General features: G+C 61.4%; 14 protein-coding genes and 1 pseudogene. 3 read left to right on the forward strand and 12 right to left on the reverse strand.

All coding sequences use genetic code 11. From position 1 onward, the window contains the following. Nucleotides 1-67: 67 nt before the first annotated feature. The 11 genes and pseudogenes from fliF to ACODTZ_RS26835 all read right to left on the reverse strand — a co-directional run bounded on the left by fliF (nucleotide 68) and on the right by ACODTZ_RS26835 (nucleotide 10,268). Nucleotides 68-1,756 carry a flagellar basal-body MS-ring/collar protein FliF gene (fliF, locus tag ACODTZ_RS26785; RefSeq protein WP_047507377.1) on the reverse strand — a complete coding sequence of 563 codons (1,689 nt, stop codon included), beginning with the start codon at nucleotides 1,754-1,756 and terminating at the stop codon, nucleotides 68-70. Between the two features lie 151 nt (nucleotides 1,757-1,907). Next, on the reverse strand, nucleotides 1,908-2,300 hold the full coding sequence (gene cheT / locus ACODTZ_RS26790; RefSeq protein ID WP_489029375.1) for a chemotaxis protein CheT: 393 nt from the start codon (nucleotides 2,298-2,300) through the stop codon (nucleotides 1,908-1,910). Between the two features lie 12 nt (nucleotides 2,301-2,312). Continuing rightward, a complete protein-coding gene (cheD, locus tag ACODTZ_RS26795) occupies nucleotides 2,313-2,867 on the reverse strand; it encodes a chemoreceptor glutamine deamidase CheD (protein WP_047507372.1) in 555 nt (184 codons plus the stop codon). Then, nucleotides 2,864-3,253 carry a response regulator gene (locus ACODTZ_RS26800; RefSeq protein ID WP_018898412.1) on the reverse strand — a complete coding sequence of 130 codons (390 nt, stop codon included), beginning with the start codon at nucleotides 3,251-3,253 and terminating at the stop codon, nucleotides 2,864-2,866. The genes cheD and ACODTZ_RS26800 overlap by 4 nt, the downstream gene beginning before the upstream one ends. Continuing rightward, a complete protein-coding gene (cheB, locus tag ACODTZ_RS26805) occupies nucleotides 3,253-4,293 on the reverse strand; it encodes a protein-glutamate O-methylesterase CheB (RefSeq protein WP_047507370.1) in 1,041 nt (346 codons plus the stop codon). The genes ACODTZ_RS26800 and cheB overlap by 1 nt, the downstream gene beginning before the upstream one ends. Continuing rightward, entirely contained in the window at nucleotides 4,290-5,201 is a 912-nt protein-coding gene (gene cheR / locus ACODTZ_RS26810; RefSeq protein WP_018898410.1) for a protein-glutamate O-methyltransferase CheR, read from the reverse strand. The genes cheB and cheR overlap by 4 nt, the downstream gene beginning before the upstream one ends. Continuing rightward, nucleotides 5,198-5,665 carry a chemotaxis protein CheW gene (locus ACODTZ_RS26815; RefSeq protein WP_018898409.1) on the reverse strand — a complete coding sequence of 156 codons (468 nt, stop codon included), beginning with the start codon at nucleotides 5,663-5,665 and terminating at the stop codon, nucleotides 5,198-5,200. The genes cheR and ACODTZ_RS26815 overlap by 4 nt, the downstream gene beginning before the upstream one ends. A 3-nt stretch (nucleotides 5,666-5,668) precedes the next feature. Continuing rightward, nucleotides 5,669-7,915, reverse strand: a pseudogene (locus ACODTZ_RS26820) (chemotaxis protein CheA). 17 nt (nucleotides 7,916-7,932) lie between these two features. Further along, nucleotides 7,933-8,298, reverse strand: a complete 366-nt coding sequence (cheY1, locus tag ACODTZ_RS26825) for a chemotaxis response regulator CheY1 (RefSeq protein WP_018898407.1) — start codon at nucleotides 8,296-8,298, stop codon at nucleotides 7,933-7,935. A gap of 2 nt (nucleotides 8,299-8,300) precedes the next feature. Continuing rightward, on the reverse strand, nucleotides 8,301-8,591 hold the full coding sequence (locus ACODTZ_RS26830; RefSeq protein ID WP_047507366.1) for an STAS domain-containing protein: 291 nt from the start codon (nucleotides 8,589-8,591) through the stop codon (nucleotides 8,301-8,303). A 63-nt stretch (nucleotides 8,592-8,654) separates the two neighbouring features. Then, entirely contained in the window at nucleotides 8,655-10,268 is a 1,614-nt protein-coding gene (locus ACODTZ_RS26835; RefSeq protein WP_489029382.1) for a globin-coupled sensor protein, read from the reverse strand. A 646-nt stretch (nucleotides 10,269-10,914) separates the two neighbouring features. Here ACODTZ_RS26835 and ACODTZ_RS26840 point away from each other — a divergent pair. Continuing rightward, entirely contained in the window at nucleotides 10,915-12,339 is a 1,425-nt protein-coding gene (locus ACODTZ_RS26840; RefSeq protein WP_489029384.1) for an ArnT family glycosyltransferase, read from the forward strand. A gap of 4 nt (nucleotides 12,340-12,343) precedes the next feature. Here the strand turns inward: ACODTZ_RS26840 and ACODTZ_RS26845 are convergent, their stop codons facing one another. Beyond that, nucleotides 12,344-12,649 carry a helix-turn-helix domain-containing protein gene (locus tag ACODTZ_RS26845; protein ID WP_489029386.1) on the reverse strand — a complete coding sequence of 102 codons (306 nt, stop codon included), beginning with the start codon at nucleotides 12,647-12,649 and terminating at the stop codon, nucleotides 12,344-12,346. 35 nt (nucleotides 12,650-12,684) lie between these two features. Between ACODTZ_RS26845 and ybaL the strand changes: the two genes are divergently transcribed. After that, the gene (ybaL, locus tag ACODTZ_RS26850; RefSeq protein WP_489029388.1) at nucleotides 12,685-14,496 is read left to right on the forward strand and encodes a YbaL family putative K(+) efflux transporter; all 1,812 of its coding nucleotides are present in this window, start codon (nucleotides 12,685-12,687) and stop codon (nucleotides 14,494-14,496) included. A gap of 54 nt (nucleotides 14,497-14,550) precedes the next feature. Continuing rightward, complete coding sequence (locus ACODTZ_RS26855; protein ID WP_489029390.1) at nucleotides 14,551-14,937, forward strand: hypothetical protein; 387 nt, start codon at nucleotides 14,551-14,553, stop codon at nucleotides 14,935-14,937. Nucleotides 14,938-14,960: the final 23 nt, after the last annotated feature.

Here is a 14,960-nt window from a genome sequence, read left to right on the forward strand (position 1 = left end):
AGTCATGCACCGTTTTCGTGCTTGCGATGTGCCAAAAAAGATAAGGGCCGGTTTCCCGGCCCTTTTGTTATGCGGCGTTGTCGACCGCCCATTTCCTGAGGATTTTCGCTGCGCGTTCCTCGTTGATCTCGACCATGCGGGCGAGCTTGCGCTCCGGCCCTTCCTTGACCCGGCGATTGAAGCTGCCGTCGTCGTCGCCGAGGCTGAGGAGATCTTCCGTGCTGTCGAAGCCGAAGTCCGAGCCGAAGCCGTCCATGAGGGCTCCGCCGCTGGCGTCGCCTGCCGGAGCGAAGTCCGGAAGTTCGAGACCGGCGCTTTCGATCGAGGTGTCGCCGGCGATTGCGGCACCGCCACCGTTCATGCTGCGGACCATCGGACGGACACCCATCCAGATGACCAGGAAGGCGACGACCACGAAGGCGAGCGAGTTGATGATGCCGGCGAGGTTGCGGCTCAGCATGTCCATGACACGGACGCCGGAACCGGTTTCCTCAAGAAGCTGGTTTTCGAGGAAGTCCATGGCCGTGACGGTGACCACGTCGCCGCGATCGGTGCGGATGCCGGAAGCGGACGAAACAATCTTCTGCATCTCGGCGAGATAGGCATCGATCTTCGCCTGATCGACAGGCTCGCCGACCATCTTGGCGATACGGCCCTTGTTGACCACGACAGCGATCGACAGCTTTTCGACCTTGTAGCTGTTACGCGTGGTCGCCGTGGTCTTGCTGTTGATCTCGTAGTTGGTCTGCTCTTCCTTCTTGTCGGACTTGTCCTGCGAGGCCGGTCCGCTTGAGCCACCAGACGGAGGAGCGGCCTGCGGCACGTTCTGCTGGACGGTGGTGGCGTTGTCGTTGGCTGTCTGCTGCGACTGGGCCGCTTCCTTCGTGGAGCGCACAGAGCGCTCGACCTTGGATTCCGGATCGTAGACGGTTTCCTGGATCTGCTGGGCGTCCGTGTTCAGGTCGGCGGTAACGCTGGAACGGAAGTTGTCCATCCCCAGGAACGGGGCGAGCGCCTTGTCGATGTTGGATTCGATCTCGGACTGAACGTTCTGGACGATGCCGAGCGAGCGGTTGAGGTTGCTGTTGCTGGCCTCGTCGCCGGAGGCGAGCAGCTGGCCGGCGGAATCGAGAATGGTCACGTCACCGACATCGAGCCCCGGCACGGCCGAGGCGACGAGGTGACGGATGGAGCTTGCCGCGGCGCGGCCGGTCGAGGCACTCGCTCGAAGCATGACGGATGCCGTCGGCTTCTGCTCGGCGCGGCGGAAATTGCCGACCTCGGGCATGACGATATGAACGCGTGCCGCCGATACGCCGGAGATGGATTGGATCGTGCGGCCAATCTCACCTTCCAGCGCGCGAACGCGGGTGACTTCCTGCATGAAGGAGGTCAGGCCGAGCGAGCCGACCTTGTCGAAGAGTTCGTAGCCGGCATTGTTGCTGTTGGGCAGGCCCTTTTCGGCGAGCAGCAGACGCGACTTGCCGGTCATGCCGGCGGGCACGGTGATGCTCGAACCGTCGGAGCCGACCTGGAACGCAATGTTCGATTCTGCGAGCGCAATGCTGATCTGGTTCAAATCGGACGAATCAAGCCCGACATAGAGCGTTTCCTGAGCGGGTTTGTTCACCAATAGAGCGGCGCCGAGAATAAGCGCCACGGAAACCACCCCGATGCCGGCCAACGCCAGCAGGCGATTCCGCCCAAGGGAACTGAAGTTCCTAATAACCGGAAGTAATTGATTTAACAGATTCATTCTGTTCTCGCACGATCTTTACAGACAAAGCAGGCCTATCGCCTAATTTGACCTATAGAAGCCGAAACTTGTGCGAGCGTTTCGTATTGACGTGTAAGTAAGAGGCCGGGCAGAGCTTTCCCGATTAGCATGAAGCCAACCAGGAAAGGCTCTAGAAGAAATCGAAGTCGCCGGCTGCCTTGTTGATCGGCTGGGAATGATCATGGCGCATGCCGCCACCGCCCAGTGCGCGCTGCATCTCGCTGAGCTTCACGAGGCTGAGCGCGGTTGCGACGTCGACCATCCATTCATTGGAGATCTCGCCGGTTATCGTGTCGATGAATTCGGCGATGCCGCGCGCCTTCTGCACGGCAAGATCGATCCCCTGCAGGACCTTCATGCTCTCAGGGGCGTTCAGCAGATTCTCGCCGCCGATTTCCAGAAGCTGAGGCTCGATCCGTTCAATCAGATAGGCGACATCGTGCAGTTCCGACACGACCCGCATCAGGATATCGGGCAGTGCTTCGACCGGCGACGGCTGATCCGCCTGCGCATTCACATTCATTAGGACCTCGGCTCAGAAGAATTCGATACTGGTTTCAACTGGCTTCTGCGGAGCAACCGGACGCTGTTCGAGCGCGACGGTCTTCTGGGTTTCGGCACCTGTGAGCGGGTACTGTCGAGCGCGACCGGAAACCGGCCAGAACTCGAGCTTGCGCCCGTGATCGCCGCCGGTGCTTGAACCGACGATGGGGATGCCTTCATCCTTCAGAAACTGCGTGGCAAAAGCGGCATTCTGTTCCCCGACATTCGAGAATGTCGAGATCGTCTTCGCTCCTCCGAAGATCTTGGCTTCCAGGCGGTCGCGACGCGCGCCCTGCTTCAAGAGACCGTTGATCAGCAGTTCCATGAGATGCACGCCATAGCGCGTGGCATCTCCCCCCGTCATAGGCGTCGTGGCGTTGCCCGGCAGAAGGAAGTGGTTCATCCCTCCCACGCCGGCCACAGGATCCCGTAGGCATGCAGCCACACACGAGCCAAGAATGGTCGTCAAGACCGCGTTCGGATCATTCAGGACCTTCCATTCGCCCTGAATGATATGAACACGGCGGGCCGCAACCTCGATCGTCATTTCAATGCTCCAAATACGGCCTCGATGGCCGCCTTCATCTTTTCGATCGTGAAGGGCTTGGCCAGGACGTTATTGGCGCCGAGTGCCGCTGCCTTGGTGACCAGCGCGCGGTCGCCCTGCGCGGTGAGGATGATGAACGCCGCCTTCTTGGTCGTCGGATTGCTGCGAACAGCCTGCAAGAAGCCGAGACCGTCCATGTTGGGCATGTTGAAGTCGGAGATGACCAGGTGATGCGGCTGCTGGGCCATGATCTTCATGCCCTGCACGCCATCGCCGGCGGCGGTGATCTGCTTGAAGCCGAGTTGGGTCAGCGCGTCGCTGAGCAGCAGGCGGCTGGTGACCTGATCGTCAACGATCAGAACTTTGATTTTCTCTGCGAGTGACATTAGTCAGTTCCTTCCTTACGGGCGGTCATCTTCAAGATTTCTTCGCCAATGGCATTGAGTGGCAGCTGTTGTTCGACAGCCCCGAGTTCGAAAGCTACTCTCGGCATCCCGTAGACCACCGAGGTCTTTTCGTTCTGTCCGAGGGTACGGGCGCCTGCATGGCGCATTTTCAGGAGACCGGCGGCGCCGTCGCGGCCCATTCCGGTCAGGATCACGCCGACAGCATTGCGACCCGCAAGCTCGGCGACCGAATCAAAGAGAACATCGACCGAGGGGCGATGGCCGTTTACCGGCTCGCGCTCGACAAGGCGGCAGCAGGGCGCCGATGGATTGACCACCTGCAAGTGCCGCTCACCGCCGGGTGCCAGATAGATCTTGCCGATTTCGAGCCGCGCACCATCGGTCGCTTCCTGCACGACAGGAGCGCAGAGGCGGTTCAGCCGCTCCGCGAAGCTCTTGGTGAAAGTCGACGGCATGTGCTGCGTAATCACCGTCGGCGGGCAGTTGGCCGGGAATTTCTGCAGCACGGTGATCAGCGCTTCCACGCCACCGGTCGAGGAACCGATCGCGACCACCTTGCGGCCGACACGATAATCGGCAACCGCGGGCGGCGGTGTTACGGGCTGCGGGGCCATGATCGGGCGGCGCTGCGAGCGGGCGGCGGCCTTTACCTTTTCGGCGAGGTCGGCGAAGGGGCGCATGTCGCCCGGCTGCGGCTTGCTCACGCAATCGAACGCGCCGATCTCCAATGCCGCCAATGTGGCGTTGGTGCCGCGATGCGTCAGCGTCGACACCATGATGACGGGCATCGGGCGCAGGCGCATGATCTTTTCGAGAAAATCGAGGCCGTTCATGTTCGGCATTTCGATGTCGAGCGTCACGACATCCGGATTGAGCTTCTTGATCGCCTCGCGCGCTTCCATGGCGTCGCCGGCCTGGCCGATGACGTCGACGTCAGGATCCGACTGCAGCACGGCGGTGATGAGACCGCGCATGGTGGGAGAATCGTCAACAACGAGAACACGTGCCGCCATGCTCATCCCTTCCTCCCAAAGCCCTTGGTCGTATAGCGGTATGTGGTGATACCGATATTGTCGAAGACATGCTTGGAATCGCCGGACACCCGCTCGGAATGGCCGATATAGAGATGACCGCCCTCGGGCATGAGCTCGGCGAAGCGCGACCAGATCTTCATCTGGGTCGGTTCATCGAAATAGATCACGACGTTGCGGCAGAAGATGATGTCGAACTTGCCCTTGAACGGCCACTGGGCCATCAGGTTGAGCTCGTTATAGGTGATCAGCCGCTTGACGCGATCATCGACCTGGAACTTGCGGCGCCCGTCGATATTGACCTCGCTGAACCACTGCTTGCGCATGGCAGGCGAAACGGTTTCGAGCGCGTTTTCGTCGTAGGCGCCAGCGCGGGCGATGGCGAGAATCTTCGGATCGATATCGGTGGCGAGGATCTTGAAATCGTAATCGGCGATATTCGGCATCATCGACAGCACCGTCAGCGCGATCGAATAGGGCTCCTGGCCATCCGACGAGGCGGCCGACCAGATGCGGACGCGACCGCCCGACTTGGCACGCTGCAACAACTCCGGCAGCACGTGATCGCGCATATGCTCGAAGTGATGGTTTTCACGGAAGAAGCGCGTGAAATTGGTCGTCAGATGCGACAGCATTTCGCGGCGCGGCCCAGCACCCGCCTGCGAAGACACCAGCGAACAGTATTCGCGGAAGCCGGAGAGGCCGAGATTGCGAATGTGCTTGGAAAGACGCGAATAGACCAGCGATGCCTTGGTCTCGTTGAGGAAAATGCCCGCATCCGAGTAGATCATCGCGGCGATTTCCGTGAGGTCGCGGCGCGTCAGCGGGTATTCGCCGCTCGCCAGAACCTCATCGGGGCTCCCCGGTCTTACATCTTTTGCACTCAAGACACTCATGCAGCTTCGCTTTCCGCGTCAGGGAATATGGCTTCCAGTTCCAACAGGCAGATCAGACGTTTTTCGATCGCCATGATCCCACGCGCGAACTGGCGCTGCAGTTCGGACGCGATCTCGGGCGTTGGCTGTACGTTGTCTTCACTAACAGTCAGTATATCCGACACCGCATCTACAAGCAGACCAACTACTTTTCGGTGAACTTGGGCCACAATAATGACATGGCGCTGCGTCGGCTCGGTCGGCTTCATGCCGAGACGGGCCGATAGATCGATGATCGGCAGCACGGCGCCACGCAGATTGATGACCCCTTTCATGTAGGAAGGCGAGTGCGGCATGGCCGTTGCCGGCGTCCAGCCGCGGATCTCGCGAACCGACATGACATTGACGCAAAACTCCTGATCGCCGACGCGGAACGCGATCAGCTCGCGGTGCCCTTCGCTCAGATTTTTCACGATATAGGACATAACTTAACCCGCCGCCGCCAGGGATACTTCCTGTCTCAGCGCCTGGCCGCGCGAAGCGCCCACGACTGCGTCGACATCGAGAATGAGCGCGACACGACCGTCGCCCAGGATGGTTGCCGCGGCAATGCCCGGAACGTGGGTGTAGTTCGCCTCAAGGCTCTTGATGACGACCTGACGCTGACCCTGGATCGCATCGACCATCAGCGCGCGCTGACCGCCGCCTTCGGATTCGACGAGCAGGGCAACACCTTCGACCGGATTGGCCTGGGTGGCGCGGAAGTTCAGGATGCGACCGACATCGACCAGCGGGCAGAAGGAGTTGCGGATCGAGATCAGGCGATGGCTGGCACCGAAGGAGTGGATGGCCGAAGCTTCCGGCTGCAGCGTTTCGACGATCGCGGTCAACGGAACCACGAGTGTCTGGCCAGCGACCGTGACGACCATGCCGTCGAGAACGGCGAGCGTCAGCGGCAGGCTCATGGTGAAGACGGAGCCCTGGCCCGGCTTCGATGTGATGCTGATACGACCACCGAGCGCCTGGATCGAACGCTTGACGACGTCCATGCCGACGCCGCGACCGGAGATGTCCGAGATCTGGTCCGCGGTCGAGAAGCCCGGCGCGAAGATCAGGTTGTCGATCTCCTCGTCGGACAGGTTGGCGTCCGGCGAGATCAGGTCATTGTCGATTGCCTTCTGCTTGACACGTTCGCGGTTGATGCCGCCGCCGTCATCCTGCAGTTCGATCAGGATGCGGCCCGAACGATGCTTCGCGGTGAGCTTGATCGTACCCTCAGGATCCTTGCCAGCGGCAGTGCGCTTTTCCGGGCTTTCAATGCCATGGTCGACGGCATTGCGGATCATGTGGGTCAGCGGCTCGGCAATCTTGTCGATAACCGTCTTGTCGACTTCGGTATTTTCACCTTCTGTGACGAGGCGGATCGACTTGCCGACCATGTCGGCGACTTAGCGGACGATACGCGACATGCGCTGGAAGACCGGCTTCACCGGCTGCGCGCGGATCGCCATGACCGAATCCTGGATCTCGCGGGTGAGCTGCTGCAGCTCCTCGAGGCCCATGTTGATCGAAGAGGTGCCGGTCGTGTCGTTTTCGATGACGCTCTGGGAGAGCATCGCCTGGTTGATGACGAGCTCGCCGACGAGGTTGATCAGGCGGTCGACGCGATCGAGATCGACGCGGATGGTCTGGCCGGCGCTGTTGGCGGCGGCATTGTTCTGGGCGGCGGCGGCAGCAGCGGCGTTGGCTGCAGCGGCCGATTCCTTCTTTTCGACGCGGGCGGCGGCGGACGCGATCTGCGTCACGTTCGAAGCCGTTTCGGCAGCAGCAACTGCAGCAACTGCATCGTTCTTTTCAGCGGCCGGAGCTTCCGGGCCGTCATCCAGCGCCGAGAGGTCGAAGGGAACGGGCACCATCGGCAGTTCCTCGGCCGGAGCGGCTTCGGTTTCGGCGGCGACGGTCGTGATGGTCAGCTCGCAATCCCACTCGGCGAATTCGAAGACCGCGCGGATCGCTTCTTCGCCCTTGTCGGTCTTGAGCGTGATGTTCCAGTAGAAATAGGCGGCTTCGGGATCGAGCTCGTCGACACCCGGCAGCGCATCCATGTTGCAATAGATGCTCATCTCGCCGAGGCGGCTCAGATCGCGCAACAACAGTGTCGCATCGTTGCCCTTGGAATAGAGCTCGAAGCGCGGCTTGAAGGTGATCTCGAAGGTCTCGTCGTCGCTGAAGTCGTCGAACGAGAACGGGATCGGCTCGAAGCCGCTCTCGTCGGTCGGCTTGACGGGTGCTGCGGCAACCGGCACTGGGGCGGCTGCAGGCGCTTCGGAAGCGGCTGACGGCGATGGGAGTTCGCCGTTGGCAAGCGCTTCCAGCTCCTTGACGAGGCCACGGCTGCGGCTTTCGTCGACGCTGCCGCCGTCACGGGCGGCATTGGTCAGGTCCGCGAGCACGTCGGCCGACTTGAGCATGACCTTCAGGACGTCCTGGGTCGGCTCTAGCTTGTTGGAACGAACGCAATCAAGTGTGGTCTCGAACACATGGGCGAAGGCGACGAGATCGTCCAGACCGAAGGCGCCAGCGCCGCCCTTGATCGAGTGAACGGCGCGAAATACCGCGTTGACGGTTTCCGGATCACGATCGCCATCATTCATTTTCAGAAGACCGGATTCCAGTTCCGCGAGCTGTTCCTCGCATTCCTGGAAAAAGATCTCTTTGATTTCGTTCATATCCATAAAAGAAATTCCTGAGTTTAAGCGGTTACGCGCTCAATGGCATCGATCAGCTTGGCAGGGTCGAAAGGCTTGACGATCCAGCCGGTGGCGCCGGCCTGGCGTGCACGATTCTTCTTCTCGGCATCGCTTTCGGTCGTCAGGACCAGGATCGGAATGGCGCGGTACTTGTCGTTGCGGCGAACGCCTTCGATGAAGCCGAAGCCATCGAGACGCGGCATGTTGATGTCGGTGACGATGACGTCGGGGTGGGATGTCTCCAGAACCTCGAGACCTTCGACGCCGTCTTCAGCCTGGATCGTCTCGAAGCCCGCATTGTTGAGCGTCACGAGAAGCATGTTACGGATCGTCCGTGAATCATCCACGGTCAGCACTCTTTTCTTCATTACTAAATCTCCTTGGCGAGCAGCGGGTGAACATCCACACCGATCAGCTGCATGGTTTTCTGAAACGCGTCCGAAACCTTGGTGAAGGTGAACGCATGCTTGTCTTGATCCCAGGTCTTGGCGGCGGACATCAGCACCTGCGCGCCGAGAGCGCCGATGCGCTCGACGGCCGATGCGTCGATCGACACGGCGCTGCCGCGCATCGACAGGAACTTGTCGCGCAGAGCCGATGCTTCATTGAGGTCAATGGTCGCCGCCAGATTCAGCGTCTTCCCACTCTTTTTTGCTGCCATCAGACTTTTCCTATCTGCTGATTGGCGCCCAACGAATGTGAGCCGCCGTCATAATTCAGTGCTTCAGTAAGCATTTCGTCCGCCTCCGAAACTTGCGAGCGGAGGGTTGAAATCGAATGCCGCGTCGGCTTCCTCGACAACCCGGCGGGCGGGCTGGACATCGACGGCGCGAACGGGGCGACGCTCTGCAGCCTCGGCGCGATTTCGGGCGATGCGGAACTCGCGAACCGTGCGGCCAAGCTCGACGATGACGGTGTGGAGATCGTCGGCGCCGTCGGCTGCATGCGATGCGGCGCCGGCACTTTCTGCGACGCGTGCGCCGAGACCCTTGACGTCGGTGGTAACCACGTCGAGCACGGAGGCGTTGTCGCTGGTCTGGCTGGCGACCGAGGCGATGGCGGCGTTGATATCGGTGACCTGGCGCACGATGCTGCCGATCGAATCCTGCGTACGGCCGACCATCTGCACGCCGGCATCCACCTGCGACTTGGTGGTGGTGACCAGCGTCTTGATTTCGCGGGCAGCATCAGCCGAGCGTTGCGCCAGCGCACGGACTTCCTGCGCGACAACAGCAAAGCCGCGGCCGGAATCGCCGGCGCGGGCGGCTTCGATGCCGGCGTTGAGCGCCAGCAGGTTGGTCTGGAAGGCGATCTCGTCAATGGCGCCGATGATCTGGCCGATGCGCTCGGCGGACTGCTCGATATCGGCCATGGCGGAGATGGCGCGGCCGACGACCTCACCGCTTGCTTCGGCTGCCGCGCGCGTCGATGCGGCTGCGTCCTCGGCCGCGCGGCTGCCGGCGACGCTGCGACGCACGTTTTCGGAGAGATCGGCGAGTGTCGCGGCCGAGGCCAGCAGCTGCTCGGCGTGGCCGGAGGCGTGGCCGGAGAGATTGCGGGCGGACTGGCCAAGCACCTGCACGGATGCCTCGGCCTTCAAGGTGCGTTCGCTGATCGCGCCGAACTCGGTCTGCAGTGCTTCCAGCGCGCCGTTCAGCGCCAGGGCGACATCATTATGCGGACCGTCCTCGGTGACGACGGCGCGGGCCGTCAGGTCGCGGGCGGCCAGACCTTCGATGACGTCGGAGAATACGCGGGCGACCTCGGCCTTGTCGCTGTTTCGCTGATCGGCGATCTGGCGCTGCTGCGAGGCCCGCAGGGAATTGAAGCGCAGCGACACGGCGATCTCGACATCGACCATCACGAGGCGGATGAGCGCGGTCATGAGATCGGCGATCTCGCGCTTGCGGCGCTTGACGCTTGGCAGGAAGGAGGAGCCGGCGAGCTCATCGGCGAGGCCGGCTATGACATGTTCGAGGACGACGCCATGGCCGGCGACATGCCAGCGAGGGTCCAGTCCCATCTTGCTTTCGGAATCCGACAGGACCTTGACGCGCTCGGCGTAGAGGCTGTCGAAGCGCGCATCGGTCAGCACATCCCAGTGCGACGTCTGCAGATCATGGAGCCGATCGACCTGACGCTCGCTCTCGAAATTGCGGGCAGCATCGGGGAAAGACTGGAAACGCTGGAAAAGATCGCGAAGGCCTGAGGTCAAGTGCTGCTGGAGCGCCGGGCGATAGCGCCGCACCATCTCGCACTGCTCGGCATCGAGGCCGGCAAAGCGCAGGCGGTCACGCAGGCTGCCCGCCTGTGCTCCACGATCCTGATCCGATGGCATATTCTGCCCCACGCCTGTCCCCAAACCAATGCCCGGGCCTATTGCCCGAAGAGAAATCAAGCCTCCTGACATCGACACGGATAACGATCGGACGTGACGCGGGCTAACGCCGGCGCTCAGACCTGTCGCGATCAGTGCGGACTATCTTAGAGCTACTTGAGAGATCGATACCGGATTAAGCCGGTACGGCGGTTCGGCGTCATGCCTGCTAGGAACGCTACAATTTTCCCATTCCGACGTGTATTGCAATGTTTATGGTTAATTCCTTGCCTGAAGGTTAATACCCATTTTATGAATGTCGGCTTTCGGAGCAACGCGAATAACCATCCATGAAATACTGGTGTGACGTTGCGCCGCTGCTACAAGTTCGAAGCAAGCTTCGTGTTATATCCCCGGCAAATCACGACATGACGTCATAGGGATTGAGCAATGATTGTTCTGGGTTTGGGGGCATGTTTTCTTGCTGTGTCTGTTCTCACAGCCGTCGCACTTCTCGACCGTATTGAAGCGGGCCGCGTTGCCATGCCTCTGCGGGTGCTTTGAATTCCCGTCATAAAACAACAGTAATGGGCGTGTTTAACCACTGAGCCGGCGAAGCGTTGCGCATCGGCCGGAGGTGGTTTGTCCAGCTTACGGAATCAGACGCATGTCCCCACGCCTCGGTATCCTCATCATTATCGGCGTGACGCTTTGGCGCATCGTCACCTTGCACTTCGACACGACGGATCTGTTCGTCGATGAGGCGCAATACTGGTTCTGGTCGCAAAATCTCGACTTCGGCTATTATTCGAAGCCGCCGATGATCGCTTGGGTGATCCGCGCGATGACCGAGCTTTCGGGATCGACCGCGATCTTCTGGATCAGGCTGTGCGGGCCCCTTGTTCACATGGCGGCCGCTTTCGTATTGATGAAGATCGCCAAGCGCTTCGTCAGCCCCGAGATCGAGGGGTGGACGGGTGTGACCTACATCACGCTGCCCGGCGTCGCTCTGTCTTCCGTCTTCTTCTCGACCGACGTCATCCTGCTCTTCTTCCTGGCTGTCGCGCTTTTTGCCTATTTCGGCCTGACCCGCCAGCGCTCGATCGCACTGGCGCTATTGATGGGCGTGGCCTTCGGCTGCGCCTTCCTGTCGAAATACGCCATCCTGTTCGTCGTGCCCGGCGGCCTGATCGCCCTGCTGCTTCTGCCGATGGCGCGGATCGGCTGGCGCGACTTCTTCATTTCGGCGGTGACGGCCGTCGTGGTGGCAGCGCCGAACCTCTGGTGGAATGCGACCCATGACGCCACGACGATCAAGCACACGACCAGCATCGCCCACTGGAGCGGGCTGAGCCTCAATATCGGGCACGGGATCGAGTTCTTCGCCGCGCAGTTCGGCGTTGTCGGCCCTATCGTGTTCTTCGCGATCCTCTGGGCGGTCTACCGGGCTTTGAGAGGGCAAGGCAGCCCGATCGAGAAATTGCTGATCTGGCTCTCCGTGCCTGTCGTGCTCCTGATCACCTTCCAGGCGCTGATCGCCAAGGCCTACGCCAACTGGGCGGTGACGGCTTATGTCGCCGGCACGATCCTCGCCGTCTGGCTGCTTCATCGGGTCTGGCCCAAGGGGCTTCGCGTGTCGTTCGCGATCAACGGCACGGCCAGCCTGCTCTTTCCGCTCGCCGCCATCTTCGCGCACCAGCTGGTGCTGCCGAATGGAAACGAGGTGATGAAGCGTTATCTCGGCCGCAGCGACGTCAGCCGCGAAGCCGGCGATCTGGCGCGGCAGGCGGGTACCGCGATCATCGTCAGCGACAGCCGCGATATCCTGGCGGACATGTACCATACGCTGAGAAACGAACCCTTGAAGATCTATGCGCGGCCGCCGGCGGAAGCGCCTGACAACTACTATGAGCAGACCTTCGCGCTGCCCAATACTGTCAGTGACGACGTATTGTTCGTGACCACACAGCCCTTCGAATGCGCGGAGACGCCGCAGACCATCAAGTCATGGCAGCCGAGCGAAGGCTACTATCGCGGAAACATGATCTACGCCTACAAGGTGAAGGCCGGCTGCCTGGAAGCGGCGAAGTAGCGTATCATTCGCTTGCGGACCGCAGGCAGATACAGGTGCCCTTGCCTTCGACCTCGATGAAGGCAACGCCGCCATTTTCGAAGGCCAGCCTCAGTTGCGCTTCCGTGGCGCGGTGCAGCTCGTGGTGCTTGCCTTCATAGTCGCGGATCGTGCTGCGGGAAACGGCGGCATGGTCGGCGAGATCGACCTGCGTCCAATCCAGCAGACCCCTGGCCGCACGGCACAAAGCGGGGGTGAGAATTGTTTCCTTCGCGCCTTGACCCATAATGTCAAACCACCCATATTGGTTGATATTAGCCATATATGTCATAATTTAATCAGGATTTCCAGTCGGGGAGACCGCGTATGCCGCACGATACACCTTTGATTTCGACAATCGTCGGGGGTCTCGTGCTTGCGTTCATCCTCGGGGCCTTCGCCAACCGGCTGAAATTGCCGCCCCTGGTTGGCTATCTCATCGCCGGCATTCTGGTGGGGCCGCACACACCGGGCTATGTGGCGGATCAGAACCTCGCGCCCGAGCTTGCCGAGATCGGCGTCATCCTGCTGATGTTCGGCGTCGGGCTGCACTTCTCCCTGAAAGACCTTCTCTCCGTGCGCGGGATCGCGGTGCCGGGCGCCATCGTGCAGATCGGCTTCGCCACCCTGCTCGGCTGGGGCCTGGGCGCGCTGATGGGATGGCCGACGGGCGGGAGCCTCGTCTTCGGGCTCGCTCTTTCCGTCGCGTCGACCGTCGTGCTCCTGAAGGCTTTGCAGGAGCGGCGGCTCGTCGAGACGGAGCGCGGCAAGATCGCGGTCGGCTGGCTGATCGTTGAAGACCTTGCCATGGTGCTGGCGCTCGTCCTCATTCCGGCAGCCGCCAGCATCGGCAGCGGCCACGGAACCGTCGAGCCGCTGTCGGCCGCAGTGAACCGCATATTCGGCCTCGACATGGGTATCGGCGGCATCATCGGCATGACGCTGGTCAAGGTGGCGCTCTTCGTTGGCGTGATGCTGATCTTCGGCCGGCGCGTCATTCCCTGGACGATGCACCGCATCGCCCACACCGGGTCTCGCGAACTCTTCCGCCTCGGCGTCCTGGCAATCGCGCTCGGCGTCGCCTTTGGCGCATCGAAGCTCTTCGGCGTGTCGCTGGCGCTCGGCGCTTTCTTCGCCGGCATGGTTCTCGCCGAAAGCGAGCTCAGCCATCGGGCGGCGCAAGAAAGCCTGCCGCTTCGCGACGCCTTCGCGGTGCTGTTCTTCGTTTCCGTCGGCATGCTGTTTGATCCGAACATCCTGATCGAAAAGCCGATCCCGCTGATCGCCACCATCTTCATCATCGTCATCGGCAAGTCGGTCGCCGCCTTCCTCATCGTGCAGCTGTTCCGCAAGCCCGTGGGAACGGCGCTGACGATTTCGGCAAGTCTTGGCCAGATCGGTGAATTCTCCTTCATTCTCGCAGCCCTTGGCGTCGATCTCGGACTTCTTCCGGAAGAAGGCCGTGACCTGATCCTTGCCGGCGCCATCATATCGATCATCCTCAACCCGCTTCTCTTCTATGCCTGCGAAAAACTGCGGCCACTGCTGGAGCCGAAGCGCGAGGAGCCCCAACCCGAGCCGGCCGCGGAAGCCACGGCCGAAGTGGTGGAAGAGCCGCCGGTCGTGGTGGACGAAGTGCATGCGACCAAGCTGTCGGGCCACGCCATTCTCGTCGGCTATGGCCGGGTCGGGAGCATTGTCGGGCAGAACCTGAAATCATCAGGCACACCCTTCCTCGTCATCGAGGATTCCGACCACCGGATCGCGGCGCTTCGCGATCAGGGCATCGAAGTGATCGGCGGGAACGCGGTCACGCGCGAGGTGCTCGATCTCGCCAATCTCAAGGGTGCGCGAAGCCTGGTCATCGCCATTCCCAACGCATTCGAGGCTTGCCGCGTGGCCGAACAGGGGCGCGAGGTCAATCCCGGCGTGCTGATCGTGGCGCGCGCGCATTCGGATGCCGAGGTCGAGGAACTGAAGCAATATGGTGCTGATACCGTCATCATGGGTGAGCGCGAAATCGCCATGGGAATGCTTGACCGTCTCTCTCAAGTGCATCATGACAGTTCACCCTATGAAGTCGAGACCGAGGCTGGTATAAGCGCGGCCGAGGAAACGCCTTCTCCAGAGAAGCAATGAGAGAACTTTGCGCCGTTGAGCCGGTTCGAGATTGAAAATCCGCAGGACGACCAGATGAGGTTCGATACGCGCCGCATGACCGGTCGCGTTGCCGTCTCGCTGGCCGTCGCGATCTTCGCCTATCTCGGCCTGTTGTTCGGCGGCAATCTCGTGCTCGGCCCCGCGCGCGGCCCCAACAACGCATTCTCCTCTTCGAGCAAGGACAGCCAGCCGCTGCAGCTGGGCGCGCGCGACGTCGTGCGCGGCGTGCTGGCAGCCGACCGGAAGGTCGCGCAGAAATACGCGACCTATGCTTCCGGCGACGCGGCTACCGCTGACCTGCAAGTCTTCGAGCGCCTGTCGCTCGGCTTCATCAAGCTTTCGCAATCGACTTCGCCCGCCTTCTACGCGGCTGACGCGAAGCCCTATGATTCGCATGGACCGCCCGCTTTCGCGGCCTGACGACACGCGCCCCGGCGCCTCCC

This window comes from Rhizobium sp. FG113 (genome assembly GCF_057809895.1).